The following is a 22,792-nucleotide window of genomic DNA, read 5'->3' on the forward strand; positions in this document are numbered from 1 at the left end:
TTCCGAGTGGCGCCGCGCGTCGCCGCCTCGGGGTGGGGCGAAGACTGATACGAGCGTTCGCCGATGGATGTCGCCCTGCGAATCCATCGCCTAAACAGCTCTCTGCACACTGGAATCGTTCCCAAACATAGCCGTTGCGAGTCCCCGTCGGCCGCTGCTAGGCCGCCTCATGGGATTACGAAACCGGGAGACCGCGCGATGAGCGCTCGCCCTATGCCGGGATTGACCGACCGTCTCTCCGTGGCCGGACGCGTCGTGCTAGCGGCGTTCGGGGGTTACGGCGTCGCGGCTCTGTCGACGGCTCTGTTCGCGCTCGCCCTGCCGTTGCCGCGCTCGGAGGCGGTCTCGACCGGGACGCTCGCGAGCTTCGCGATCATGGCCGGGGCGGTGGTCTGGGTTTTCTCCGCCCGGACCCTGCGTCGTGCGGCTCTGGTCCTCGGTGTCATCGCGGCGCTGCTGGCGGCCGGATTGTGGCTCGCCGGGGCGTTCTCGCCGACGGTCGTCCCATGAGCCATGCCCCGCGAAAAAGCTTCCGGCAGTCGATGGCGTGGCTGCACACCTGGTCCGGGCTCGTGGTCGGCTGGGTGCTGTTCGCGATCTTCGTCACCGGCACCGCAAGCTATTACCGCACCGAGATCTCGCACTGGATGCGGCCGGAGCTGAGCGCGCCCACGGCCGATCCGGCCACCGCGGCCACCCGCGCCGCCGCGTTTCTCGGGCGGACGATGCCCGATGCCCTGGCTTGGTCCGTCAAGCTTCCCACCGCCGAGCATCCGACGGCGGAGGTCTACTGGTGGAACAACCCGGCCGGACCGTATCACCACGCGCTCCTCGATCCCGCCACCGGCGAGCCGTCTCAGGCGCGCGACACCAAGGGCGGCGATTTCCTCTACCGCTTCCATTTCGAGCTGAGCCTGCCGCCGGTCTGGGGCCGCTGGATCGTCGGGATCTGCGCGATGATCCTGCTGGTCTCGCTAATCAGCGGGATCGTCACCCACCGGCGGATCTTCGCCGATTTCTTCACCTTCCGGCGGGACAGATCCGCCCAGCGCGGCTGGCTCGATGCCCACAATGTCGTCGGGGTGCTGGCGCTGCCGTTCCACCTGACGATCGTCTATACCGGCCTCGTCGAGCTGGGGCCGCTGCTGATGCCCTGGGGGGTGAAGGCCGCCTACCAGGACGATATCCTGGCCTATTACGCGGAAACCGGGATCATGGCGGCGGGGCGCAAGCCCGCGGGCCAGCCCGGCACCCTCATGCCGCTGGGCGAGATCGTCGCCCGGGCGACCGCGGCGCATGGGGAGGTGCCCGAGGTCGTGATGGTGACCGGGCCGGGCGACGCGGCCGCGAGCGTCACCGCGTTCTTCGAGGAGCCGCCCGGACTTGCGCATCTTCATCCGCAGATCGTCTATGCGGGCGATACCGGCGCCGAACTGTCGCGAACGGGCGACGTCGCCGCCGCGACCCGTACCGGTGCCGTGATGATCGGCCTGCACGAGGCGCACTTTGCGGCCGCGCCTCTGCGGGTGTTGTTCTTCATCTGCGGCGTCATGGGCGCCGCGACCATTGCCTCTGGCCTTGTCCTGTGGACCGTCGCCCGGGCGCCGAAGGGCGCAGATCCGGCAGGCTTCGGGCTGCGTCTTGTGCGCATCCTGAATCTCGGAACCATCGCCGGATTGCCCACGGGCCTCGCAGCCTACTTCCTGGCCAACCGCCTGCTCCCCCTCGACCTGGTCGGCCGGGCGGATTGGGAGGTGCGTGGCTTCTTTGCCGGCTGGATGCTCGCCGCCCTGGCGGCGCTGCTCTACCCGAAGGCCAGGGCCTGGCCCGCCGCGCTCGGAGTGGCGGCCCTTGCCTTCCTGGCCATCCCCCTCGTCGACGCGCTCACCATCAACGAGACGCGGTTCCTCGGGTTCGATGCGGCGATGCTGGCTGTGGCCATGCTCCTCGCCCTCGGTGCCCGCCTCGCGTCCCGGCCGCGCCGTCAGATGCGAGCGGCCCAACCGAACCGGTCGCGGGCGGTCGAAGCGTGACGGTACCTGCCGTGGTGCTGAGCATCTGCCTCAGCTTCTCCAGTTTCGCCGCGCTTGCGCTGAGCCTCGATCGGCATCACCGGGCCGTGTTCCGCGTGCCTGCCCCCCGGAACCGGACCCGAGGCCTGCGGGTGGCCGGCTGGTGCGGGCTCGCGGTGGCTTTCGCCGCCTCCGTCGCCTGCAGCGGCTGGAATTTCGGACCGGTCCAGTGGATCGGCGGGCTCACCGGAGCGGCGCTGCTGGTGGTGGCGGTGATGTCCTATCGGCCGGCATGGCTGCGGGCCGCGGCGGTCGCGGCGCTGCCGCTGGCAATGCTCGCCCTGCCATTCGCCCTGGGATCCTGACACCGCGTCGGTCACACCGGCCACGCTCACGCTCAAGGTCAGCAAGCCGTCTTAAGACGGCTGTCGAAGTGTTGGCCGAGCAATCGTCGGTGGCACCGGACATTCGGACGGTCTTTGTAACGACATCGGGCAGTTCCGAACCATTCAAAAATTGTCCTCTCGCGATCCTGATCGGGAAGGCGTAGGATCACCGCACTCGCGCACTGGCCAAAAGTCCAGCTTGATTCGGCAGGCCAAAAGTCATTGGCTGCCACCCGAGCCGAACCGGGCCAAGCCGAAACAAGCGGCGGTCCGCGTACCAGCTTCAGCCCAAGAGCCGCGGTTCGCGAGGCCGGGGCTTATGGAGGGAACAGAGCCATGAACAAGCCGGAATTCCTGGGCGACGCCCGGACCAAGTCGCCCTTCTCGGCCCGCTACGACAACTTCATCGGCGGCCAGTGGGTCGCGCCGAGCGCCGGCCGCTATTTCGAGAACACCTCGCCGATCACCGGCAAGGTGATTTGCGAGGTCGCCCGCTCCGACGCGTCCGACGTCGACAAGGCGCTGGACGCCGCCCATGCGGCCAAGGAATCCTGGGGCCGCACCGCCCCGGCCGAGCGCGCCCGCATCCTCAACAGGATGGCCGACCGGATGGAGGAGAACCTCGATCTGATCGCCCTTGCCGAGACCTGGGACAACGGCAAGCCGATCCGCGAGACCACCAACGCCGACATCCCCCTGGCGATCGACCATTTCCGCTACTTCGCCGGTTGCGTCCGCGCGCAGGAAGGCTCGATCTCCGAGATCGACCACGACACCGTGGCCTACCATTTCCACGAGCCGCTGGGCGTCGTGGGCCAGATCATTCCGTGGAACTTCCCGATCCTGATGGCGGTTTGGAAGCTCGCCCCGGCGATCGCCGCCGGCAATTGCGTGGTGCTGAAGCCCGCCGAGCAGACCCCGGCCTCGATCTTGGTGGTGATGGAGCTGCTGGCCGACCTGCTGCCTCCGGGCGTGATCAACATCGTCAACGGGTTCGGCCTCGAGGCCGGCAAGCCGCTGGCTTCCTCGCCGCGCATCGCCAAGATCGCGTTCACCGGTGAGACGACCACCGGCCGCCTGATCATGCAATACGCCTCGCAGAACTTGATCCCGGTGACCCTCGAGCTGGGCGGCAAGTCGCCGAACATCTTCTTCGGGGACGTGGCCAACGAGGACGACGACTTCTTCGACAAGGCCCTCGAAGGCTTCACGATGTTCGCCCTCAACCAGGGCGAGGTCTGCACCTGCCCGAGCCGCGCGCTCGTGCACGAGTCGATCTACGACCGCTTCATGGAGCGGGCGATCAAGCGGGTCGAGGCGATCACCCAGGGCTCGCCCCTCGATCCGGCCACGATGATCGGTGCCCAGGCCTCGGGCGAGCAGATGGAGAAGATTCTCAGCTACATCGATATCGGCCGCCAGGAAGGCGCGCAGCTGCTCACCGGCGGCGAGCGCAACGTCAAGGACGGCGAGCTCGCCGAGGGCTTCTACGTGCAGCCGACGGTGTTCCGCGGCCACAACAAGATGCGGATCTTCCAGGAAGAGATTTTCGGACCGGTCCTGTCGGTCACGACCTTCAAGGACGATGCCGACGCGCTGGCGATCGCCAACGACACGCTCTACGGCCTCGGCGCCGGCATCTGGACCCGCGACGGCACCCGCGCCTACCGCTTCGGCCGGGCGATCCAGGCCGGCCGGGTCTGGACGAACTGCTACCACGCCTATCCGGCCCACGCGGCCTTCGGCGGCTACAAGCAGTCCGGCATCGGCCGTGAGACCCACAAAATGATGCTCGATCACTACCAGCAGACCAAGAACATGCTGGTCAGCTACTCGGCCAAAAAACTTGGCTTCTTCTGAGTTCTGGTCCGGGTCATCCCCCGAGCCGACTTCACCCCGGCCTCACGGCCGGGGCTTTTTGTTTTGGGGCGGGGGCGATAGCTTTCGCGACGCCATCTTGACCGCGCAATTTATCCAACCCGCCCCCTCATCCTGAGGTGCCCGGCGATCGACGATCGCGGGGCCTCGAAGGAGGCCTCCAGGGATCGCAAAGCCTTCTGAAGGGCTCCTTCGAGGCTCGCTGCGCTCGCACCTCAGGATGAGGGGAGGGTAGGAAGGTCCGATTCGGCAGCGGGGCCGATCCGGCGCGCCGTAGAAATCCGGATCCCGGCACGCATATCCAACAACCAGAATGGGAGGGCAGCATGAGTGCGATCTCGACGCCGGAGGCTACCACCGCCGAGCAGGTCGGCGCCGACGGTACGCCGCTGCGGGTCACCGCGACGCCTGCGGCTCTCGCACTGATCGATGAGCTGCGGTCCGACTACGGCCCGGTGATGTTCCACCAATCCGGCGGCTGCTGCGACGGGTCCTCGCCCATGTGCTACCCGGTCGGCGACTTCATCATCAGCGACGGCGACGTCCATCTCGGGCAGGTCGGCGGCGCGGATTTCTTCATCTCCCGCTCGCAATTCGCCGTCTGGAAGCACACTCACATCCTGCTCGACGTGGTGCCGGGACGCGGCGGCATGTTCTCTTTGGAAAACGGGCGGGAAAAGCGCTTCCATATCCGCTCGCGCCTGTTCACCGAGGCCGAGAACCGGGCGCTCGAGGGTGCCTGCAAGCTCTAGGGCGGGGAGGGGAACGATGGCGACTGTGAAGCTGTGGAGCGATGCCGAGGCGGAGGCCGACCCGCGGGTCCAGGCGGTGTTCGCCGAAATCCGCGCGACCCGGGGCTCGGACTTCATCAACAACTTCTGGCGCGGCCTCGCCAACGATCCGGGGCTTCTGGAGCGGACCTGGGCCAGCCTCAAGGTCGTGATGGGGCCGGGCAGCCTCGATCCGCTCACCAAGGAGCTGGTCTACATCGCGGTCTCGATCGCCAATGGCTGCACCTACTGCATCCATTCCCATACCGCGGCGGCGGGCGCGAAGGGTTTGACCCCGGAGCAGCACGGCGAGTTCCTGGCGGTGGTTGGCATGGCGAACCAGACCAACGCCCTGGTCAACGGCATGCAGATCCCCGTGGATGCCGCATTCAAGGTGGGGGAGTTATGAGCACCAGATCCGAGACCTCACGGCCGGGCCTGGTGGTCCTGCGCGAAAGCGCGCCGTTCCGCGGCAAGCAGGGGCATATCTATCGCCCAGCCATCTCGGCCGAGGCCGTGGGCGCCAAGGCGCTCCACATGCAGCTTCTGGAGATCCCGCCGGGCGAGCGCGCGCACGCCCACAAGCACGAGTCGCACGAGACCGCGATCCACGTGCTGTCCGGGATCTCGGGCTGCTTCTGGGGTGAGCGGCTGGAGCATCACGTGATCGCCGGGGCCGGCGAGTTCGTCTACATCGCCGCCGACGTGCCGCACCTGCCCTACAACCGCAGCCAGACCGAGCCGGTCACCGCGGTGATCGCCCGGACCGACCCGAACGAGCAGGAGAGCGTGGTGCTGCTGCCGGAGCTCGAAGCCGGGGTCGATTGGTCGAAGGCGGAGGGTTAGGCGTCGCAGGTTTGAGGCCGCCGTCGATGACGGAGTGCGACAGGCCGCGTCTTTCGTACGGGCTTGCGGATCCACCCATCGAGGTCGGTAGAAGACACGGGAAGCACCGCGGCTCTCCCTCCCCCCCCCTGCGGGGGAGGGTGGCCCCCGAAGGGGGTCGGGAGAGGGGAGCGACGGTGCAGGGTTGAGCTGCGCCCGTCATGCCGGTCGCGCCCTGTCCTGAAGCCGGGTTCCCCTCTCCCGACCCGGCTTGACGGCCGGCCCACCCTCCCCCGCAGAGGGGGGAGGGAGACGCGCTTGGGGTCAGCCTTTTGCCCTTATCCGGCAGCGATGTGTGAGAACGTCGTAGCCCACGCGGATGAGGGAACCCACGCCCTGTCCGAGCGCTCTGGCCTGTCGGTGGACGCGCCTGCCTCCGCTTCATCGTCGGCCGTAGGGGAACCGATCCGATAGATTAACGGCCTCCCAGAATGAAAGCGGGGGTGGGAGAACCCGGCCGAGCACTTTGATCGAGCTATTGGCCTCGGCACCGCTCTACCGCTGCTCGCTGCGCTCGTTGGCCAGCCGTTCGGCGCGGGTGCGCTCGTCGGCGGAGAGCCCCGACAGCGTCTGGTCGAGCCAGGCGTCGGACAGGCCCTGCGCGGCGGCGGCGAGGTTCCAGGCCGCGGCCTCGATCGGGTTTTTCGCAACGCCCCGGCCGACCGCATAGAGCCGGGCGACCCGGTTCTGCGCGATGGCGTTGCCACGGGAGGCGGCGTGCAGGAAATAGCGGGCGGCCGACCGCTCGTCCTTGGTCACGCCGTTGCCGTTAAACAGCAGGATCGCGTACTCGACCTCGCTGGCGAGATCGCCGTTATCGGCCCCGCGCCGGAACCACTGGGCCGCCTGGCTGGCGTCCTTGGGGACGCCGCGGCCCTGGAGATAGAGCACGCCCAGATCGTGCTGGGCGGGGCCGATCTCGGCATCCGCGGCCTTGCGGAACTGCGCCGCGGCCGCGGTCTCGTCGGCGGTGGCGCCGGTGCCGATCAGGATCAGGCCGAGATTGTAGGCTGCCGTGGCCGAGCCGTTGGCGGTGGCCTGTTCCAGCCAGCGCCGGCCGGCCTTCGGGTCCTTCGGCATGCCGCGGCCGTCCAGCGCCATCAGGCCGAGCGACGACATCGCGGCGGCGTCGTTCTGGGCGGCCGCGAGCCGATACCATTCCGCCGCCTTCACGGGGTTCTGCTTGACGCCGAGCCCCTGGTTGTAGAGCTCGCCCAGCAGCGTCATCGCCGGCGCGTCCTTCGGGTTTGCCTCGATGCGCTTCGTCGCTTCCCGGAAGGCGGTGACGTACTGGCCGCGCTGGTAGGCGCCGTAGGCGAGATCCGCCGGCTGGCCGCTGGCGGGCGGGACGGCCCCCCGGGAATAGTTCGGCGTATAGGGGCTGGGCAGCTCCGGCATCGTCCTCTTGTCGGACGGTGCCGCGGTCTTCCCCGGGTCGAGCGGCCCGGACCCGGCCAGCGCCGGCATCGGCAGCGCCGCAACCAGGAAAACCGCGAAACGCAGGGCGCGGAGGCTCACGCCGCCTGCCCCGCCAGTACGGCCTGCGCCCGGGCGACGGCGTCGGGCTCGGCCAGCCACAAGCCACTCTCCAGGCCGACAAACTCGGCGCCGGTGGCCGCCAGCGGACCGATCTCGTCCGCCGCCGCCGCGACCGCGACGCACGGCGTCTCGAAGATCTCGACCCACCATTCGGCGCGGGCCAGCACCGTCTCGGCCTCGGGGGCGACGCCGTCCGGATAGACACCGCCGACCATGAGGTAGTCGATGCCGGCCTCACCCGCCTCCATGGCGCCGTGCTTGGTCTCCAGCCCGCCCGCCCCGAGGATGCGGCCATCCCGAAGTCGGTCGCGCAGATCCTTCAGGTCGCGCGGCTTGTCGACATGCACGCCGTCGGCCCCGCCCCGGGTCGCCACCGAAACAAGATCGCCGGTGAAGCCCGGGCAGGCCACCACCAGGGCCGCCCCGGTCTCCTGTGTGATCGGTGCGATCTGCTTGACCCGGGCGGTGAGCCCGCGCTCGTCGGTGGCGGCGATGCGCAGGATCACCGCCGCCACATCGCCCGCCTTGCAGGCCGCGCTGAGCGCGGCCGCGAAGGCGTCCATGCCATCGGCATCCAGGTTGTGGGGCCCGAGAAGGGCGAGGCGTTGCTGACTGCTCATCGGACGGGTCGGTCGGCGCGTTACTGCGGGCCGATCTTCGGATCCAGCGAGCCGCTGGCGTAGCGCTTGGCCATCTCGGAGACGGAGATCGGCCGGATCTTCGAGCCCTTGCCGGCGGTGCCGAACTCCTCGAAACGCTGCTTGCACAGCTTGGTCATCGCCTCCATCGCGGGCTTCAGATACTTGCGCGGATCGAACTCGGACGGGTTCTCGGTGAGCACCTTCCGGATCTGACCGGTCATCGCCATGCGGTTGTCGGTGTCGATGTTGATCTTGCGCACGCCGTGCTTGATGCCGCGCTGGATCTCCTCGACCGGCACGCCCCAGGTCGGCTTCATCTGGCCGCCATACTGGTTGATGATGTCCTGCAGGTCCTGCGGCACCGAGGACGAGCCGTGCATGACGAGATGGGTCGTCGGCAGGCGGCGGTGGATCTCCTCGATCACGTTCATCGCAAGCACGTCGCCGTCGGGCTGGCGGGTGAACTTGTAGGCGCCGTGGCTGGTGCCCATGGCGACCGCGAGCGCGTCGACCTTGGTGGCCTCGACGAACTTCACCGCCTCGTCCGGGTCGGTGAGCAGCTGGTCGTGGCTCAGCGTGCCCTCGGCCCCGTGGCCGTCCTCGGCCTCGCCCTGGCCGCTCTCCAGCGAACCGAGCACGCCGAGCTCGCCTTCCACCGAGACGCCGGCCCAATGGGCCATCTTGGTGACGTTGCGGGTGATCTCGACGTTGTAAGTGTAATCCGCCGGGGTCTTGCCGTCGGCCTTCAGCGAGCCGTCCATCATCACCGAGGTGAAGCCGTACTGGATCGCGGTGGCGCAGGTCGCTTCGTTGTTCCCGTGGTCGAGATGCATGCAGACCGGGATGTGCGGGTAAATCTCGACCAGGCCGTCGATCAGCTTGGCCAGCACCACGTCGTTGGCGTAGGCGCGGGCGCCACGGCTCGCCTGCAGAATCACCGGCGAGTCGGTGGCGTCGGCCGCCGCCATGATCGCCAGACCCTGTTCCATGTTGTTCAGGTTGAACGCGGGTACGCCGTACTCGTGCTCGGCCGCGTGGTCGAGGAGCTGCCTCAGGGTAATCCGTGCCATGGTGGTCTGTCTTCCCGCTTGCCGTCTGGTGGTCCGCCCGATCGCCGCCGGCGCCGGAAATCTAGTGTGCCTCGCCGTCCAGGCCGGCGATCAGGTTCTCGATGTCCTTGACGCAGGCATCGAATTCGCCGGCCGAGGCGCGCATCGTCGCGAGCAGGGCGAAGGCCTTGCTCTGATCCTGCGGGATCGTGGCTTCGAGACGATCGATACGCGCCAAGGTCTCGGTCCGCGATTGCACGATCTTCGCCTGAACGTCCCTCAGGATCTCGATCGTCACCGTTTCCAGATTCTCGCTCATCGACTCGTCCCTGGCCGCTGGTGGCCAAGCTCTAGATAGGTGTGCGACGACGCCGGGCGAGAACCCGATGCCGCCGCCCGGTTGTCAGCCCCTGGCCCGCAGCGCCTCGACGCCCGGCAGGGCCTTGCCTTCGAGCCATTCGAGGAAGGCGCCGCCCGCGGTGGAGACGTAGGTGAAGTCTGCGGCCACGCCCGCATGGTTGAGGGCGGCCACGGTGTCGCCGCCGCCGGCGACCGAGACGAGCTGACCGGTCTTGGTGCGCGCAGCTGCGTGCTGGGCGGCCGCAACGGTCGCGGCATCGAAGGGCGCGAGCTCGAAGGCGCCGAGCGGGCCGTTCCAGACCAGGGTCTTGGCGTCGTCGATGGCGGCGTTGATCTCGGCGACCGAGCGCGGGCCGGCATCGAGGATCATGCTGCCCTCGGGCACGCAATCCACCGGCACGGTCTCGTGCGGGGCCTGGGCCTTGAATTCGGTCGCCGCCACGGCGTCCACCGGCAGGATGATCCGGCAGCCGGCTTTGTCCGCTGCCGCCAGGATGCGGGTGGCGGTCTCGGCCAGATCCTTCTCGCACAGGGACTTGCCCACGCCCTTGCCCTGCGCATGCAGGAAGGTGTTGGCCATGCCGCCGCCGATCACCAGCATGTCGACCTTGGCGACGAGGTTCTCCAACAGATCGATCTTCGACGACACCTTGGCACCGCCGACGAGCGCGATGACCGGGCGCTGCGGCGCCTCCAGGCCCTTGGTCAGGGCTTCGAGCTCCGCCTGCATCTCGCGGCCCGCAAAGGCCGGGAGGCGGTGGGCCAGGCCCTCGGTGGAGGCGTGGGCGCGGTGGGCCGCCGAGAACGCCTCGTTGACGTAGATGTCGCCGTTGGCCGCGAGCGCGTCGGCGAAGGCCGCCTCGTTCTTCTCCTCGCCAGCGTGGTAGCGCGTGTTCTCCAGGAGCAGGACGTCGCCGTCCTTTAGCGCCGCAATGGCCCTGGCCGCCTCGTCGCCGACGCAATCGGCGGCGAAGGCGACGGTGCGGCCGAGCGCCTGGCTCAGCGCCGGTACCACCGGCGCCAACGTATCCTTCGGCTCGCGCTTGCCCTTGGGGCGGCCGAAATGGGCCAGCAGGATCACCTTGGCGCCCGTGTCGGCGACCTCCCGGATGGTCGGGACGACGCGCTGGATCCGGGTTGCGTCGGTGACGCGACCGTTCTCCATCGGCACGTTGAGATCGACGCGCATCAGCACGCGCTTGCCCGTCAGGGAACCGGCGTCGTCGAGGGTGCGGAAGGCGCTCATGCGGTCCTGTTCGGGTCGGTGATTACTGAACGGTGGTGGTGGCCGGCGCCGGGATCAGGCGGTCGAGATTCAGCCGTTGCACCGCGACCAGCAGCACGACGGTGAGGATCGCGGTGATCACCGCGGTCAGCACCAGCGCCCCGGTGCCGGGCAGGCGCCGGGTGCGATCGGCGAGACCGCGCATTTCGGTGCGCAGGGCGGCGAGGTCGGATTGCCGGGCGGATTCGTTCATCCGGTTGGCGGCGTTCTCGACCTTGTCCTCGACCCGGGACAGCAGCGCCTCGGAGCGGGCATACTTGTCCTCGATCCGCGAACACTTGTCTTCGATGCGCGCGAGCTGATCGATGAGATGGCTGGCCGGCAGACCCTGCGCCGGCGTCGTGGCGACCGGAGTCGCGGTCGGCGGTGGCGGAACGGGTTTCGGCGCGGGCGTTACGACAGCGCCCTGTCCGCTCGACGTGCCCTGCGAAGCGTCGGTCATCCCGGGAGAATTCCTGGTTCGAGGTGAGGCCGTTCGGTCCTGGAAGACGCCCGCCGGCCCTGAGACGGTCGGCGGGCGGCGCGCTTCAGATGAGCTTGGCCATCGCCACGGCCGTATCGGCCATGCGGTTCGAGAAGCCCCACTCGTTGTCGTACCAGGTCAGGATGCGCACCAGCACGCCGTCCATCACCTTGGTCTGGTCGAGATGGAAGGTCGAGGAATGCGGGTCGTGGTTGAAGTCGATCGACACGTTCGGCTGGTCGGTGACGCCGAGCACGCCCTTGAGCGGGCCGGCGGCGGCGGCCTTGATCGCGTCGTTGATCTCCTGGACCGAGGTCGCGCGCTTGGCCGTGAACACCAGGTCCACCGCCGAGACGTTCGGGGTCGGCACGCGGATCGCCGTGCCGTCGAGCTTGCCCTTCAGCTCCGGCAGGACCAGGCCCACAGCCTTGGCGGCGCCGGTCGAGGTCGGGATCATCGAGAGCGCGGCGGCGCGGCCCCGGTAGAGATCCTTGTGCATCTGGTCCAGCGACGGCTGGTCGTTGGTGTAGGAGTGGATCGTGGTCATGAAGCCGCGCTCGATGCCCACCGCCGCGTCCAGCACCTGGGCGACCGGCGCCAGGCAGTTGGTGGTGCAGGAGGCGTTCGAGACGACGAGGTGCTCGCGCGTGAGCTTGTCGTGGTTGACGCCGTAGACCACGGTCAGGTCGGCGCCGTCGGCCGGGGCCGAGACCAGGACGCGCTTGGCGCCGGCATCGAGATGGGCCTTGGCCTTGTCCTTCGCGGTGAAGATACCGGTGCACTCCAGCGCGATGTCGACGCCGAGATCGCGGTGCGGCAGCTCCGCCGGGTTGCGCACGGCCGTGACCTTGATGCGCCGGCCGTTGACCACCAGGAACTCGCCGTCCACCGCGACCTCGCCGGGGAAGCGGCCGTGCACGGAGTCGAAGCGGAGCAGGTGGGCGTTGGTTTCCACCGGGCCGAGATCGTTGATCGCCACGACCTCGATGTCGGTCCGGCCGGCTTCCGCGATCGCGCGCAGCACGTTGCGGCCAATGCGTCCGAACCCGTTGATGGCAACCTTCGTCACGGCGTCACTCCTTCCTGATGCGGCTCACCGCGCGCCGGACCCGCGGGGCGGTCTCGGCTGGCCCGCCTCCAAGCCGACCGGGCCGGGCGGCTCTGGGCGGGCGGGTTTGAACCTGCGATGAACCGGGCCGGGAGAGGCCGGGCTCCGCCACCCTCACGCGTCGGCTCCGACGGCGGCGGCTGGGGCCTCGGGACTGTCACGGACCGGCCATCCGGCATGTCTGGCAGTATGTCTCTTGCGGTCTCTTTCGAGAGCGCGCGGCTGTCTAACATGGCGCCTCCACCTGTCAAACGCACGCCTGTGACAAACACGGGCGTATCCCACATCCAATAAACAGGCGCGGGTGACGGCGATTGCTGAGCCGCGCGGGTTACAGCCTTTGGCAATCACAATGCACGCGCCACGGGCCGTCAGCCTGTCCTTCGCGCGCGCTTGCGCCGACCCGCTCTCCAGTGCGGCGCCGCTTTGGCGGGCGGGCGCCGACATTTCGGACTGGCATTCCGGGCGCATCCGGCCGAAACTTGCACCCCCGAAGCATCGACGTCGCCCGAAAGCCGGACCCCCGGTTCGGGACGATGCGTGCGGCGAGCGGAGCCCCATGGCCGACGACAGCACAGAGACGACGCGCCCGATCGACGACGCCTTCGCCCGGCTCGACGCCGCGCTGGCCCGCCTGGACGCGGTCGTGGCCCGCCGCCTGGAGGCCGACGTTGCGCCCGACGACCGGGATGCCGAGCTGGCGCTGATGGACGAGGACCGGGCGGGCCTGCGCGCCGCCCTCGACGCGGCGAGCGCCCATCTCGCCGATGTCGAGGCCACGACCGGCGTGGTGGGCCAGAGGCTCGACCGCGCGATCGAGACGGTGCAGGGCGTGCTCGGCCGCGCCTGACCCGAACGCCCCGCCGCACGGAGCTGCTGTTGCCCCAGATCAACGTGACTATCGACGGAAAGCTCTACCGCATGGCCTGCGGCGCCGGCGAGGAGGCCCACCTCACCGGGTTGGCCGAGAGTTTCGGGGCGCGCATCGGCGAGATGCGCCAGAGTTTCGGCGAGATCGGCGACATGCGCCTGCAGGTGATGGCCGCCCTCACCATCGCCGACGAGCTGGCCGAGCTGCGCACCCGCCACGCCGCCCTCGAGGCCGAAACGGCCGCGCTGCGCCAGACCGCCGAGGCCGCCGAGCGCAGCCGCGCGGAGGACGCCGCCCGGGCGGCCGATGGGATCGGGCGGGCGGCCGAGCGGATCGGGAAGCTGGCGGATTCGCTGGGTGGGAGCGGCGCGGGGAAGGGTGGGGTGGCGCGGGAAGTGGTGTGAGAGAGCAAGAGTAAAATCTTACCACGTTCGGTTGGTAGAGATTTTTACTTGGCAGGCAACGGGATAGAGTTCTTAAACTCGGATTGTTCCACGCACACCAAAAGAATAACTGACACCATTTTCGTCGGAGATAGTTGTAGAACCACGTCTCATCTTGGGTCGAGCTTGCCGATCCATATGACAGATTATGGATCGGCAGCTAAAATCATGAAACAGAGGCCTGAAGACCACTTGCGTCATCCAGCAAAGGCCTAATGAAGATCGTAACGAGGCGCCAGACGATTGTATCGCCATCGGCGAGCGTCTGACCGTTTTCGGAAGGTTTTTGACTATACGGTATGACCTTCCTCTCGAGCGAGCCTTTCAGTAGACGATTTTTATCGACGAAGTTGCTGTCATAGACATAATACTGCCATGAGAAAATAAATCTATCATCCGGATTGTAGGAGACAAATCTTTTGCTATCTGGAGATAATGTTCCGCTGCTATCTTTGCCGACGTAAGTTCCGGCCGCATATTCCCGGCGTGGCTCTGCAATCTGTCGTGATTTTGCCGGTGTACGGTGTATAATTTTGATTTCGTTCAGGAATTCGCGGCGCCCTGCCCCTAGAGAGCCGCAAAAATCGAAGATAGGACGCGTTGTATTTGGATCAGCGAGATCCAGCCTGCGTGCTTCCATCATGACTTCTTTGATACTGCAGTTTGAGGGCATGTGTATATCTTCCCTCTGATAATACATGCCCGCCACATCTAAACTGACGTGAATGATGGACATTCTGGCTCTCCTCCGCAACGATTTCAATATAAGACGAAAACTTAAAAAGGAAAAGCTTTTTTAACTATCTAATCGACCGCACACTCTTTCGATTGCTGTAATTAATTTACAGTGTTGGGCATAAATGTTGAATTTTAACGGCGATTAAAAAATTTAGCACTGCTCACGAAGCAGATAAAGGCTTGTTATATAATATTAAATCAAAGACAAATATTTTATGGAGCAAATCCCAGTGAAACTTCATCACTTCGAGTTGATATTTGTCTCACGCTTAAGCCGCGCCCCACGTGGTGGGTCTATTCAGTCCCTTGCAGCATCTGCAAATGGAGCCGCCGCTGACGTCGAATATTGCGTCAATTCATACGTTCACACACTGCGCTCAGTCCTGGGGAACCAATCAAGAGATGGTCGCACTTCCAGCTGGCAGGGCTGCGGCGTTCGGTGGGAGGCGTGACGGCACGCCGTAGCGCACCATCCTCCCTCAACCCACCGTCTCCGCGATATACCGCCCCAACGCCGCCGCGGCCCGCAGCATGTGCGCGCGCATCCGCCGGGCGGCCAATTCCCCATCGCCTTCGGCAATCGCCGAAAGAATCTCGCCGTGCTCGTCCCGGGAGCGGCGGATCCGGTCGGCGTGGCGGAGCTGGGTCCGGCGGAAGGCGGCCAGGCGCTCGCGAATCGCCAGGGCCTGCTCGGCCATGAAGCCGTTATGGGTCGCCGCGTAGAGCGACTCGTGGAAGGCGCGGTTGAGCCGGTCGTAGGCGTCCACATCCCCGGCCTCCACGGCGGCGGCGGAATCCTCGTGGAGGTCCATCAGCCGGCCGCGCTCCAGCGGCGTCATCCGGTAGGTCGCGAGCCGGGCGCACATCGCCTCGATCTCCGCGGTGGTCTCGAACATGTCGGCGATGCGCTCGGGCGTCAGCCGGGCCACCACCACGCCCCGCCGGGGCCCGGCCTCCACCAGCCCCGAGGCCGCGAGCTGGCGCAGCGCCTCCCGCACCGGCGTGCGCGAGGCGCCGTAGCGCTGGGCGAGGTTCTGCTCGTCGAGGGCCGTGCCGGCCGGGAGCTCGCCCGAGGTGATCGCATCGGTGAGCGCGTTGCGGATCCGGTCCGAGAGCAGGCCGCTGTCGATCTTCTGGAATTCGCCGTGCATCGATTGGTCCCGCGCCCTCGCGGATGCTCAACCGACCAGCGCCCGCACCGTCAAGTAGAAGATCGAGGGACCGACCAGGCAGCCGATCCCGGTGTGGAAGGTCGCGGTGAGCGCCCCGTAGGGCACCAGCTTCGGGTCTGTGGCCGCGAGCCCCCCCGCGACCCCGCTCACCGTGCCCATCAGCCCGCCATAGGCCATGGCTGAGCGGGGGTTGTCGAGACCGATCAGCTTTGCAACCAGAGGTGTGCCGACCATCACCATCACGGCCTTGGTCACCCCGGTGGCGATGGAGAGCGCCATGACGGTGGAATCCGCCCCGATCGCCGCCCCGGTCACCGGCCCGACGATGTAGGTGATCGCGCCGGCCCCGATGGTCGTGATCGAGACTGCGTCGTGATAGCCGAACGCCACCGCGGTGAGCGTGCCGACGAGGAACGGGATGATCGTGCCGAGCGCCAGCGCCAGCACGCCGATCAGCCCGGCCCGGCGGGCCTCCGTCACGTCGACCTCGAAGGCGGTGGCGACGATGGCGAAGTCGCGCAGCATCGCCCCGCCCATCAGGCCGATGCCGGCCAGGGCCGGAATGTCGGCGATGCCCTTCTTCCCGCCGGTGTAGAGCCCGCCGCAATAGGCGAGCCCCAGCCCCAGAACGATCGCGATGGCCGAGCCGTGAACGCGGCCCCTGGTGAAGCGTTTGGCCGCCAGGTTGGAGACGAGGATCAGCGCCCCGACCACCGCGAAGGCCGCCACCAGGCTCTGCTCGATGAAGACGTGCTCGATGCCGTGCCAGATCTGATGCCCGAGTTCCATGGCGCTCACCCCCGCTTTCCGGCCGGCACCGGATCGGCCTCGCCGCCGATCACCGACCCGCCATGCTCGACCTCCGGGCTGCCCGGGTCGCGCCGGCCGATCCGGCTCAGGAGCGCGACGGCGCCGAAGCACAGGACGAGCGAGCCGGTGGCCGCGATGATCACGATCGGCCCGCCGCTCACCGCCGCGACCACGTTCTGCTGGGCCGCCATGGCGACCACGATCGGGATGTACATGCCGGCCCAGAACTCGACGCCGAACTGCACACCCTTGGTCAGGCCGCCCCGGCGGGAGAGCCAGAGCCGGGCGACGATCAGCAGGATCATGGCGATGCCGACACCGCCGACATTGGCCTTCACCCCCAGCGCGACACCGAGGAGATCGCCGAGATACACGCCGATCAGCGTGCACGCGGCCAGGAGGGCGACGCCCAGGACGATCATCGGCGCGGTTCTCCGGCATGACCGGTCTCGGAGCGACGGGGCGCCCGTCTCGACACGCTCGGCATGGGGCGTTTCCTTCCCGAATCGGTTATCTCTTGATTGCCGGCCAGTATGCAGGATATTGACAGTTCAACAATCCCGTATACGAAACTGTGATAGTACCGGCTTTGAAAATGCAAGGTGGCGGGCATATTCTGCCTCTCACATACCGAGGGAGACAGCCGGATGACAGAGTGGCGCGCCGAGAGGCAGGCCCGCGATGCACGCATCCAGGCGGGTCGCGCCCATGCCGACGGCAAGGTCGTCCCGGCCGGATCCGTCATCGACCTGCTGGAGGCGGTGCTCCGCCCCGGTGATCGGGTCTGCCTCGAAGGTGACAACCAGAAGCAGGCGGATTGTCTCGCCCGGGGGCTCGCCGCCTGCGACCCGGGCAAGATCCACGACCTGCATATGGTCCAATCCGGCATCGTGCTGCCGGAGCATCTCGACGTGTTCGAGACCGGCATCGCCAAGCGGCTCGACTATTCCTATTCCGGCCCGCAGGGCGCCCGCATCGCCAAGATGCTCTACGGCGGCCAGATCCAGCTCGGCGCGGTGCACACCTATCTCGAGCTGTTCGCCCGGTACTTCGTGGACCTGACGCCCCACGTGGCGCTGATCGCCGGCGTCTCGGCCGACCGGGACGGCAACCTCTATACCGGCCCGAACACCGAGGACACGCCCACCGTCGTGGAGGCCACCGCCTTCAAGAACGGCGTGGTCATCGCCCAGGTGAACCAGATCGTCGATACGGTCCCGCGGGTCGACATCCCGGGCGACCGGATCGACTTCGTGGTCGAGGCCGACACGCCGTTCTACGTCGAGCCTTTGTTCACCCGCGATCCGGCGGCGATGACCGAGACCCAGATCCTGATCGCCATGATGGCGATCAAGGGGATCTACGCCGAGTACGGCATCCGCCGGCTGAACCACGGGATCGGCTTCGGCACGGCGGCGATCGAGCTGCTGCTGCCGACCTACGGCGAGAAGCTCGGGCTCAAGGGCCAGATCTGCACCCATTGGGCGCTCAACCCGCACCCGACCCTGATCCCGGCGATCGAATCCGGCTGGGTCAAACAGGTTCACTGCTTCGGCTCGGAAGTCGGCATGGACCGCTACATCCGGGCGCGCCCCGACATCTTCTTCACCGGGGCGGACGGCTCCCTGCGCTCGAACCGGGCCTTCTGCCAGACGGCCGGTCTCTATGCCTGCGACATGTTCATCGGCGCGACGCTCCAGATCGACCTGATGGGCCATTCCTCGACCATCACGCAGTCGCGGGTGGCGGGCTTCGGCGGCGCGCCCAACATGGGCTCGGACCCGCATGGCCGCCGCCACCCGTCCGATGCCTGGATGAAGGCGGGCCGCGAGGGCCAGATCGTCGGCGACCCCGCGCTGATGCGCGGCCGCAAGCTGGTGGTGCAACTGGTCGAGACCTTCGGGGAGAAGCTGGTGCCGACCTTCGTAGAGACGCTCGATGCCCTGGAGCTGGCGAAGAAGATCGGTCTCGAACTGGCGCCGGTGATGATCTACGCCGACGATGTGACCCACATCGTCACCGAGGAGGGCATCGCCAACCTCCTGCTCTGCCGCGACGCCGACGAGCGCGAGCAGGCGATCCGCGGGGTGGCCGGCTACACCGATGTCGGCCGCGGCCGGGACCGCGCCAAGGTCGAGGAACTGCGCGCCCGCGGGGTGATCCGCCGGCCGGAGGATCTCGGCATCGAGCCCCTCGACGCCGACCGGGCGCTGCTCGCCGCCAAGTCGATCAAGGAACTGGTTCACTGGTCGGGCGGCCTCTACGAGCCGCCCGCGAAGTTCCGCAACTGGTAGAGCCGATCACGATATTTCCCCTCCCCCTTGCGGGGAGGGATCAGGGGTGGGGGTGGTGCAGACCCAAGCGGCCCGGTGCCTCCTGAACCACCCCCACCTCCATCTCCTCCCCGCAAGGGGGAGGAGAGGCGTTCGCAAGGAACAGTCGGATGGAATCCCTGACCTTCCGCCACACCACCAAGAAACCACTGCCCGGCTCGGTGCCGAACGCCATCACGGGCGTGGTGGCCTCCGGCAATCTGGAAATCCTGCTGGAGCGGGTGCTGCCGCCGGATGCCTGCGAGGTCGCGATCGAGACCCCGATCGCCGGCTACGGCGCGGTCTGGGAGGCGGTGGTGGCGGATTTCGTCGCCCGGGCCCAGCCCGGCGGCCTGCGCATCAGCATCAATGACGGCGGCGCCCGTCCCGACACCGTGTCCCTGCGCCTGCTTCAGGGCGCCCGGCTGATGGAGGCCTGACCATGGCTGGCGTGCGCCCCGCGAGCACCGACCCGGACGCCTTGAGCTGGTACGAGGCCACCGCGCGCCAGCGCGTGGTCGCCCTGGCCGATCCCGGCACTTTCCAGGAATTCCTGCCCCCGACCGAGCGGCGCATGAGCCCGCACCTGCCGCTGTTCGACCTACCGCGGGCTTTCGACGACGGCATCGTGGTCGGCCGCGCCGCCCTCGACGGCAAGACGGTGCTGGTGGCGGCCCAGGAGGGCCGGTTCATGGGCGGGGCCTTCGGGGAGATCCACGGGGCGAAGCTCGTGGGGCTGCTGCGCGCCGCGCTCACCCTGAAGCCGGCGGCGGTGCTGATCCTGTTCGATACCGGCGGCGTCCGGCTGCAGGAGGCCAATGCTGGCGAGACCGCCATCGCCGAGACCATGCGGGCGATCATCGACGTCCGGGCGGCCGGGATCCCGGTCATCGGGCTGATCGGCGGCCGGGCCGGCTGCTACGGCGGCGGCGGGCTCATCGCCGGCACCTGCTCGCGGCTCGCCGCTTCCGAGGGCGGCCGCATCTCGGTCTCCGGCCCCGAGGTGATCGAGACCAACAAGGGCGCGGAGGAGTTCGATTCCCGCGACCGGGCGCTGGTCTGGCGGACCATGGGCGGCAAGCACCGGCGGCTGATCGGCGGGGCGGACGCCTTCTGCGCCGACAGCGTCTCGGCCTTCCGCAAAGCCGCCCTCGACCTGATCGGCCGGGCACCCGCCTTCGACCTCGCGACGCTGGAGGCCGAGCAGGCCCGGCTCGAATCGCGCCTCGCGCGCTTCGGCGATTGCCGGGACGCCACGGATGTCTGGGCCCGGCTCGGCGTCAACGACCCGGAGGCGGTGCCCGCCATGGACACGCGCGCCTTCGACGAGACCGTGTCCCGGGTAAGGGAGGCCGACCATGACGCTCGCTGAGATCCTGGCCGGGTTATTCCCGCAGGGCCATTCCGTCACCGTGCGCGACGGCCTCGTCACTGGGGCTGGCCGGTTCGCGGACGGAACCCTTCACGTCGTCGGGGTCGACGGCGACACGCCCCTCGGGGTCGACGGGGCGCTCGTCCTGTCCCGCGCCGTGCTCGACGCGGTGCGGGCCGGCGACAAGGCGCCGATCCTGGTGGTGGTCGATTCCGACAGCCAGCGCATGAGCCGGCGCGACGAACTCCTGGGTCTCAACGAGTGCCTGGCCCATCTCGCCAAGGCGCTGCTGCTCGCCGACCGCTCCGGTCACCCGACCATCGGGCTGATCTACGGCCACTCGGCCGCCGGCGCCTTTATCGCCACCGCGCTGGCGACCCGGATCCTGGCGGCGCTGCCCGGCGCCAACCCGAGCGTGATGGATCTGCCTTCCGTGGCGAAGGTGACCAAGCTGCCGCTGGACAAGCTCCAGGAGATGGCGAAATCGACGCCGGTCTTCGCCCCCGGCCTCGACAACATGGTGGCGACCGGCGCGGTCCATGTCGTGCTCGATCCGGGCAAGCCGCTCGACGGCCAGATCCGCGACCTGATCGCCAACCTGAAGCCCGGCGACGACCGCGACCGCCTCGGCGAGGAGCGCGGCGGCCGGCCGGTGGCGCGGGGGATCGGCGCGGCGGTGATCGCCCAGGCCGGGCGGGGATAGGCGCCCACGCCGCGCTCGCAATGACGAAGCGGGAATCTGACGATGGTCGAACCGGATGGACCCGATCGAAATTCCGCTCGCAGCGCCGTAGCTTGGACGGAACAAGGTAATCCACTCCGTCAGTCCGGTGCGCCGCAGGCGAGCCCGGAATCCAGAGCCGCCGGCGGTGCACGCGACTGACACGACGGCGTATCTCGATTCCGGACGCCGCTCACGCAGCCCCGGACTGACGGGGTGGCAGCTCCACCGTTGAGACATGTCGGAACAAGGCCGAAGACCGGATTTCACGATCCCCCAATGCCTCAGCAAACGATCGCGGATGGGACAGACCCTTCAAACAACCATCGAGAGCCGGCCACCCGGCACCCATAGCCGGCAGGACCTCGTCCGCGTCGATCCCCACGCCTGGGCGGCTTGGCTCCGCAGCCGCGACGACCTCGCCGCCGTGCCGCATCTCGCCGGTTGGGCCGAGGCAGGCCGTCCGCTGATCGTCCGCCGCCGCGTCCCGGGGGAGGGTGCCGAAACCGTGCCCCTCGGCCTGCCGCTGCCGCCCGCCGACGGCAAGCGGCGGATCGGCCTCGCCCTGCCGGCCGAACACCTCACCCGAATGGACGGGCCGAGCCTGGTCGAGGCCGCCGCCCACGCCCCCGCGGCATGGGGCGGAACCATCGCGGCGCTGGTCGCGCTCGGCGAGCGCTACGACCTGCATCCCCGCCCGTTCGGCGGCCTGCTCTGGCAGGCCGTGACCGGGCTCCCCTATCTCACCGCGACGTCGGACCTCGACCTGCTCTGGCCCTGCCAGGCGCCCATTCCAACCGGCCTGCTCGACGGGCTCGCGACCATCGCGGACATTGCACCGATGCGCCTCGACGGCGAAATCCTGTTGCCGGACGGGACTGGCCTGCACTGGCGCGAACTGCGCGACGCTCCCGAAGGCGGGACGGTGCTGGCCAAGGGCCTGGACGGGCTGGCGATGCGTGCGGTCGCTCCCCTGCGAACCCGGACAACCGCATGAGTGTCGCGATCCTGCTCTCCGGCCAGGGCGGCCAGCATCCGGGGATGTTCGACCTCACCGCCGACCAACCCGCAGCGCAGGCGGTTTTTTCCGCGGCGACGGCGATTCTCGGCGGCACCGATCCGCGCGACCTCGCCCGAAGCGGCGGCGACGCGCTCCACGCCAACCGGGCCGGGCAGATCCTGTGCTGCACCGCAGCGCTCGCTGCCTGGCGGGCGCTGGGATTCACCGGCCGGGCCATCGTGGCCGGCTACAGCATCGGCGACCTCGCCGCCTGGGGCGTCGCCGGGCAGATCGCCGATGCCGACATCCTGGCCCTGGCCTCCCGCCGCGCCGAGGCCATGGACGCCGCCTCGGGGGAGGGGTTCGGCCTCGCCGGTATCCGGGGCCTCGGCCTCGACGCCCTCGAAGCCCTGGCCGTGCGGCACGATTGCCACCTCGCCATCCGCAACGCCCCCGATAGCGGCGTGGTCGGCGGCGGGCGCGACGCCCTCGACGCCCTGTGCCGGGAGGCCACCGGGGCCGGGGCGCAGCGGGCGGTCCTGTTGCCGGTGAACACGCCCTCGCACACGCCGCTTCTGGCTGAGGCCAGCACCGCCTTTCGGAACGCCCTCGGCACCATCACGCTGAACCGCCCGCCCGCCGGTGCCCCACGGCTGGTCAGCGGTCTCGACGCGACGACCATCTTCCGGCCCGACGACGGCCTCGACAAGCTTGCCCGTCAGATCTCTCACACCCTCGACTGGGCGGCCTGCCTGGAGGCCTGCCGGGAATACGGCGCCGATCGGGTTCTCGAACTCGGCCCCGGCCACGCCTTGGCGACCATGGCGCGCACGGCGCTGCCGGATGCCCGGGTCCACGCCCTGGAAGAGTTCCGGTCGATTACCGGTGTCGCCGAATGGCTGGCCCAACCGTAGAGCGTAGACGGGGCCCATGCGAAGACTTGGCCCATGACCCCGCAATTCTTCGCCGGAACCGGC

General features: G+C 68.3%; 26 protein-coding genes. 15 read left to right on the top strand and 11 right to left on the bottom strand.

Translation table 11 applies throughout. From position 1 onward, the window contains the following. Positions 1-198: 198 nt before the first annotated feature. The 7 genes from AO398_RS01495 (at position 199) to AO398_RS01525 (ending at position 5,892) form a co-directional block, all read left to right on the top strand. On the top strand, positions 199-510 hold the full coding sequence (locus AO398_RS01495) for a hypothetical protein (RefSeq protein ID WP_058190239.1): 312 nt from the start codon (positions 199-201) through the stop codon (positions 508-510). Continuing rightward, on the top strand, positions 507-2,033 hold the full coding sequence (locus tag AO398_RS01500) for a PepSY-associated TM helix domain-containing protein (RefSeq protein ID WP_082643080.1): 1,527 nt from the start codon (positions 507-509) through the stop codon (positions 2,031-2,033). The genes AO398_RS01495 and AO398_RS01500 overlap by 4 nt, the downstream gene beginning before the upstream one ends. After that, the gene (locus tag AO398_RS01505; RefSeq protein ID WP_058190242.1) at positions 2,030-2,377 is read left to right on the top strand and encodes a DUF3325 domain-containing protein; all 348 of its coding nucleotides are present in this window, start codon (positions 2,030-2,032) and stop codon (positions 2,375-2,377) included. The genes AO398_RS01500 and AO398_RS01505 overlap by 4 nt, the downstream gene beginning before the upstream one ends. Positions 2,378-2,734: 357 nt before the next feature. Further along, complete coding sequence (gene adh / locus AO398_RS01510; protein WP_058190243.1) at positions 2,735-4,258, top strand: aldehyde dehydrogenase; 1,524 nt, start codon at positions 2,735-2,737, stop codon at positions 4,256-4,258. Positions 4,259-4,602: 344 nt separating this feature from the next. Further along, on the top strand, positions 4,603-5,028 hold the full coding sequence (locus AO398_RS01515; RefSeq protein WP_058190245.1) for a DUF779 domain-containing protein: 426 nt from the start codon (positions 4,603-4,605) through the stop codon (positions 5,026-5,028). Positions 5,029-5,044: 16 nt separating this feature from the next. Then, positions 5,045-5,455 carry a carboxymuconolactone decarboxylase family protein gene (locus tag AO398_RS01520; RefSeq protein ID WP_058190246.1) on the top strand — a complete coding sequence of 137 codons (411 nt, stop codon included), beginning with the start codon at positions 5,045-5,047 and terminating at the stop codon, positions 5,453-5,455. Next, on the top strand, positions 5,452-5,892 hold the full coding sequence (locus tag AO398_RS01525) for a cupin domain-containing protein (protein ID WP_058190247.1): 441 nt from the start codon (positions 5,452-5,454) through the stop codon (positions 5,890-5,892). Before AO398_RS01520 ends, AO398_RS01525 begins: the two co-directional genes overlap by 4 nt. A gap of 534 nt (positions 5,893-6,426) precedes the next feature. Here the strand turns inward: AO398_RS01525 and AO398_RS01530 are convergent. The 7 genes from AO398_RS01530 to gap all read right to left on the bottom strand — a co-directional run bounded on the left by AO398_RS01530 (position 6,427) and on the right by gap (position 12,337). Then, complete coding sequence (locus AO398_RS01530; protein WP_058190576.1) at positions 6,427-7,398, bottom strand: tetratricopeptide repeat protein; 972 nt, start codon at positions 7,396-7,398, stop codon at positions 6,427-6,429. A 47-nt stretch (positions 7,399-7,445) separates the two neighbouring features. Next, a complete protein-coding gene (locus AO398_RS01535; protein WP_058190248.1) occupies positions 7,446-8,090 on the bottom strand; it encodes a thiamine phosphate synthase in 645 nt (214 codons plus the stop codon). A gap of 20 nt (positions 8,091-8,110) precedes the next feature. Beyond that, positions 8,111-9,181, bottom strand: coding sequence for a class II fructose-bisphosphate aldolase (gene fba, locus AO398_RS01540; RefSeq protein ID WP_058190249.1), 1,071 nt, complete (start codon positions 9,179-9,181; stop codon positions 8,111-8,113). A 61-nt stretch (positions 9,182-9,242) separates the two neighbouring features. Next, on the bottom strand, positions 9,243-9,479 hold the full coding sequence (locus AO398_RS01545; RefSeq protein WP_058190250.1) for a hypothetical protein: 237 nt from the start codon (positions 9,477-9,479) through the stop codon (positions 9,243-9,245). Between the two features lie 84 nt (positions 9,480-9,563). Continuing rightward, positions 9,564-10,766, bottom strand: coding sequence for a phosphoglycerate kinase (locus AO398_RS01550; RefSeq protein ID WP_058190251.1), 1,203 nt, complete (start codon positions 10,764-10,766; stop codon positions 9,564-9,566). Between the two features lie 22 nt (positions 10,767-10,788). Next, complete coding sequence (locus AO398_RS01555; protein WP_058190252.1) at positions 10,789-11,247, bottom strand: hypothetical protein; 459 nt, start codon at positions 11,245-11,247, stop codon at positions 10,789-10,791. An 85-nt stretch (positions 11,248-11,332) separates the two neighbouring features. Further along, positions 11,333-12,337, bottom strand: a complete 1,005-nt coding sequence (gap, locus tag AO398_RS01560; RefSeq protein WP_058190253.1) for a type I glyceraldehyde-3-phosphate dehydrogenase — start codon at positions 12,335-12,337, stop codon at positions 11,333-11,335. Between the two features lie 598 nt (positions 12,338-12,935). Here gap and AO398_RS01565 point away from each other — a divergent pair. Continuing rightward, positions 12,936-13,226, top strand: a complete 291-nt coding sequence (locus AO398_RS01565) for a DUF4164 domain-containing protein (RefSeq protein WP_058190254.1) — start codon at positions 12,936-12,938, stop codon at positions 13,224-13,226. 29 nt (positions 13,227-13,255) lie between these two features. Then, complete coding sequence (gene zapA / locus AO398_RS01570) at positions 13,256-13,651, top strand: cell division protein ZapA (protein WP_058190255.1); 396 nt, start codon at positions 13,256-13,258, stop codon at positions 13,649-13,651. A 205-nt stretch (positions 13,652-13,856) separates the two neighbouring features. Here zapA and AO398_RS28020 read toward each other — a convergent pair whose 3' ends face one another. The 4 genes from AO398_RS28020 to madL all read right to left on the bottom strand — a co-directional run bounded on the left by AO398_RS28020 (position 13,857) and on the right by madL (position 16,832). Next, positions 13,857-14,426, bottom strand: a complete 570-nt coding sequence (locus AO398_RS28020) for a hypothetical protein (protein ID WP_152997369.1) — start codon at positions 14,424-14,426, stop codon at positions 13,857-13,859. A 481-nt stretch (positions 14,427-14,907) separates the two neighbouring features. Further along, on the bottom strand, positions 14,908-15,579 hold the full coding sequence (locus tag AO398_RS01575) for a GntR family transcriptional regulator (RefSeq protein WP_058190256.1): 672 nt from the start codon (positions 15,577-15,579) through the stop codon (positions 14,908-14,910). Positions 15,580-15,606: 27 nt separating this feature from the next. Then, complete coding sequence (gene madM / locus AO398_RS01580; protein ID WP_058190577.1) at positions 15,607-16,371, bottom strand: malonate transporter subunit MadM; 765 nt, start codon at positions 16,369-16,371, stop codon at positions 15,607-15,609. Positions 16,372-16,394: 23 nt separating this feature from the next. After that, positions 16,395-16,832 (bottom strand): malonate transporter subunit MadL, encoded by a 438-nt coding sequence (gene madL, locus AO398_RS01585; RefSeq protein ID WP_058190257.1) that lies wholly within the window; start codon positions 16,830-16,832, stop codon positions 16,395-16,397. Positions 16,833-17,057: 225 nt separating this feature from the next. Here madL and mdcA point away from each other — a divergent pair, with 225 nt between their 5' ends. The 6 genes from mdcA to AO398_RS01615 all read left to right on the top strand — a co-directional run bounded on the left by mdcA (position 17,058) and on the right by AO398_RS01615 (position 22,729). Next, on the top strand, positions 17,058-18,704 hold the full coding sequence (gene mdcA / locus AO398_RS01590) for a malonate decarboxylase subunit alpha (RefSeq protein WP_058190258.1): 1,647 nt from the start codon (positions 17,058-17,060) through the stop codon (positions 18,702-18,704). 149 nt (positions 18,705-18,853) lie between these two features. After that, the gene (mdcC, locus tag AO398_RS01595; RefSeq protein WP_007568076.1) at positions 18,854-19,162 is read left to right on the top strand and encodes a malonate decarboxylase acyl carrier protein; all 309 of its coding nucleotides are present in this window, start codon (positions 18,854-18,856) and stop codon (positions 19,160-19,162) included. A 2-nt stretch (positions 19,163-19,164) separates the two neighbouring features. Next, positions 19,165-20,094 (top strand): biotin-independent malonate decarboxylase subunit beta, encoded by a 930-nt coding sequence (locus tag AO398_RS01600; RefSeq protein WP_058190259.1) that lies wholly within the window; start codon positions 19,165-19,167, stop codon positions 20,092-20,094. Then, entirely contained in the window at positions 20,081-20,797 is a 717-nt protein-coding gene (mdcE, locus tag AO398_RS01605; protein WP_058190260.1) for a biotin-independent malonate decarboxylase subunit gamma, read from the top strand. Before AO398_RS01600 ends, mdcE begins: the two co-directional genes overlap by 14 nt. 319 nt (positions 20,798-21,116) lie before the next feature. Beyond that, positions 21,117-21,812 (top strand): malonate decarboxylase holo-[acyl-carrier-protein] synthase, encoded by a 696-nt coding sequence (mdcG, locus tag AO398_RS01610; protein ID WP_058190261.1) that lies wholly within the window; start codon positions 21,117-21,119, stop codon positions 21,810-21,812. Beyond that, positions 21,809-22,729 (top strand): malonate decarboxylase subunit epsilon, encoded by a 921-nt coding sequence (locus tag AO398_RS01615; RefSeq protein WP_058190262.1) that lies wholly within the window; start codon positions 21,809-21,811, stop codon positions 22,727-22,729. The genes mdcG and AO398_RS01615 overlap by 4 nt, the downstream gene beginning before the upstream one ends. Positions 22,730-22,792: the final 63 nt, after the last annotated feature.

The organism is Methylobacterium sp. GXS13 (genome assembly GCF_001455965.1).
Classification (GTDB): domain Bacteria; phylum Pseudomonadota; class Alphaproteobacteria; order Rhizobiales; family Beijerinckiaceae; genus Methylobacterium.

What these genes read in the sequence shown, in the direction of transcription:
- AO398_RS01495 (WP_058190239.1), top strand. Translation starts at nt 199, where the DNA reads ATGAGCGCTCGCCCTATGCCGGGATTGACCGACCGTCTCTCCGTGGCC.
- AO398_RS01500 (WP_082643080.1), top strand. Translation starts at nt 507, where the DNA reads ATGAGCCATGCCCCGCGAAAAAGCTTCCGGCAGTCGATGGCGTGGCTG.
- adh (WP_058190243.1), top strand. Translation starts at nt 2,735, where the DNA reads ATGAACAAGCCGGAATTCCTGGGCGACGCCCGGACCAAGTCGCCCTTC.
- AO398_RS01515 (WP_058190245.1), top strand. Translation starts at nt 4,603, where the DNA reads ATGAGTGCGATCTCGACGCCGGAGGCTACCACCGCCGAGCAGGTCGGC.
- AO398_RS01520 (WP_058190246.1), top strand. Translation starts at nt 5,045, where the DNA reads ATGGCGACTGTGAAGCTGTGGAGCGATGCCGAGGCGGAGGCCGACCCG.
- AO398_RS01525 (WP_058190247.1), top strand. Translation starts at nt 5,452, where the DNA reads ATGAGCACCAGATCCGAGACCTCACGGCCGGGCCTGGTGGTCCTGCGC.
- AO398_RS01530 (WP_058190576.1), bottom strand. Translation starts at nt 7,398, where the DNA reads ATGCCGGCGCTGGCCGGGTCCGGGCCGCTCGACCCGGGGAAGACCGCG.
- AO398_RS01535 (WP_058190248.1), bottom strand. Translation starts at nt 8,090, where the DNA reads ATGAGCAGTCAGCAACGCCTCGCCCTTCTCGGGCCCCACAACCTGGAT.
- fba (WP_058190249.1), bottom strand. Translation starts at nt 9,181, where the DNA reads ATGGCACGGATTACCCTGAGGCAGCTCCTCGACCACGCGGCCGAGCAC.
- AO398_RS01545 (WP_058190250.1), bottom strand. Translation starts at nt 9,479, where the DNA reads ATGAGCGAGAATCTGGAAACGGTGACGATCGAGATCCTGAGGGACGTT.
- AO398_RS01550 (WP_058190251.1), bottom strand. Translation starts at nt 10,766, where the DNA reads ATGAGCGCCTTCCGCACCCTCGACGACGCCGGTTCCCTGACGGGCAAG.
- AO398_RS01555 (WP_058190252.1), bottom strand. Translation starts at nt 11,247, where the DNA reads ATGACCGACGCTTCGCAGGGCACGTCGAGCGGACAGGGCGCTGTCGTA.
- AO398_RS01565 (WP_058190254.1), top strand. Translation starts at nt 12,936, where the DNA reads ATGGCCGACGACAGCACAGAGACGACGCGCCCGATCGACGACGCCTTC.
- AO398_RS28020 (WP_152997369.1), bottom strand. Translation starts at nt 14,426, where the DNA reads ATGTCCATCATTCACGTCAGTTTAGATGTGGCGGGCATGTATTATCAG.
- AO398_RS01575 (WP_058190256.1), bottom strand. Translation starts at nt 15,579, where the DNA reads ATGCACGGCGAATTCCAGAAGATCGACAGCGGCCTGCTCTCGGACCGG.
- madL (WP_058190257.1), bottom strand. Translation starts at nt 16,832, where the DNA reads ATGATCGTCCTGGGCGTCGCCCTCCTGGCCGCGTGCACGCTGATCGGC.
- mdcA (WP_058190258.1), top strand. Translation starts at nt 17,058, where the DNA reads ATGACAGAGTGGCGCGCCGAGAGGCAGGCCCGCGATGCACGCATCCAG.
- mdcC (WP_007568076.1), top strand. Translation starts at nt 18,854, where the DNA reads ATGGAATCCCTGACCTTCCGCCACACCACCAAGAAACCACTGCCCGGC.
- AO398_RS01600 (WP_058190259.1), top strand. Translation starts at nt 19,165, where the DNA reads ATGGCTGGCGTGCGCCCCGCGAGCACCGACCCGGACGCCTTGAGCTGG.
- mdcE (WP_058190260.1), top strand. Translation starts at nt 20,081, where the DNA reads ATGACGCTCGCTGAGATCCTGGCCGGGTTATTCCCGCAGGGCCATTCC.
- mdcG (WP_058190261.1), top strand. Translation starts at nt 21,117, where the DNA reads ATGGGACAGACCCTTCAAACAACCATCGAGAGCCGGCCACCCGGCACC.
- AO398_RS01615 (WP_058190262.1), top strand. Translation starts at nt 21,809, where the DNA reads ATGAGTGTCGCGATCCTGCTCTCCGGCCAGGGCGGCCAGCATCCGGGG.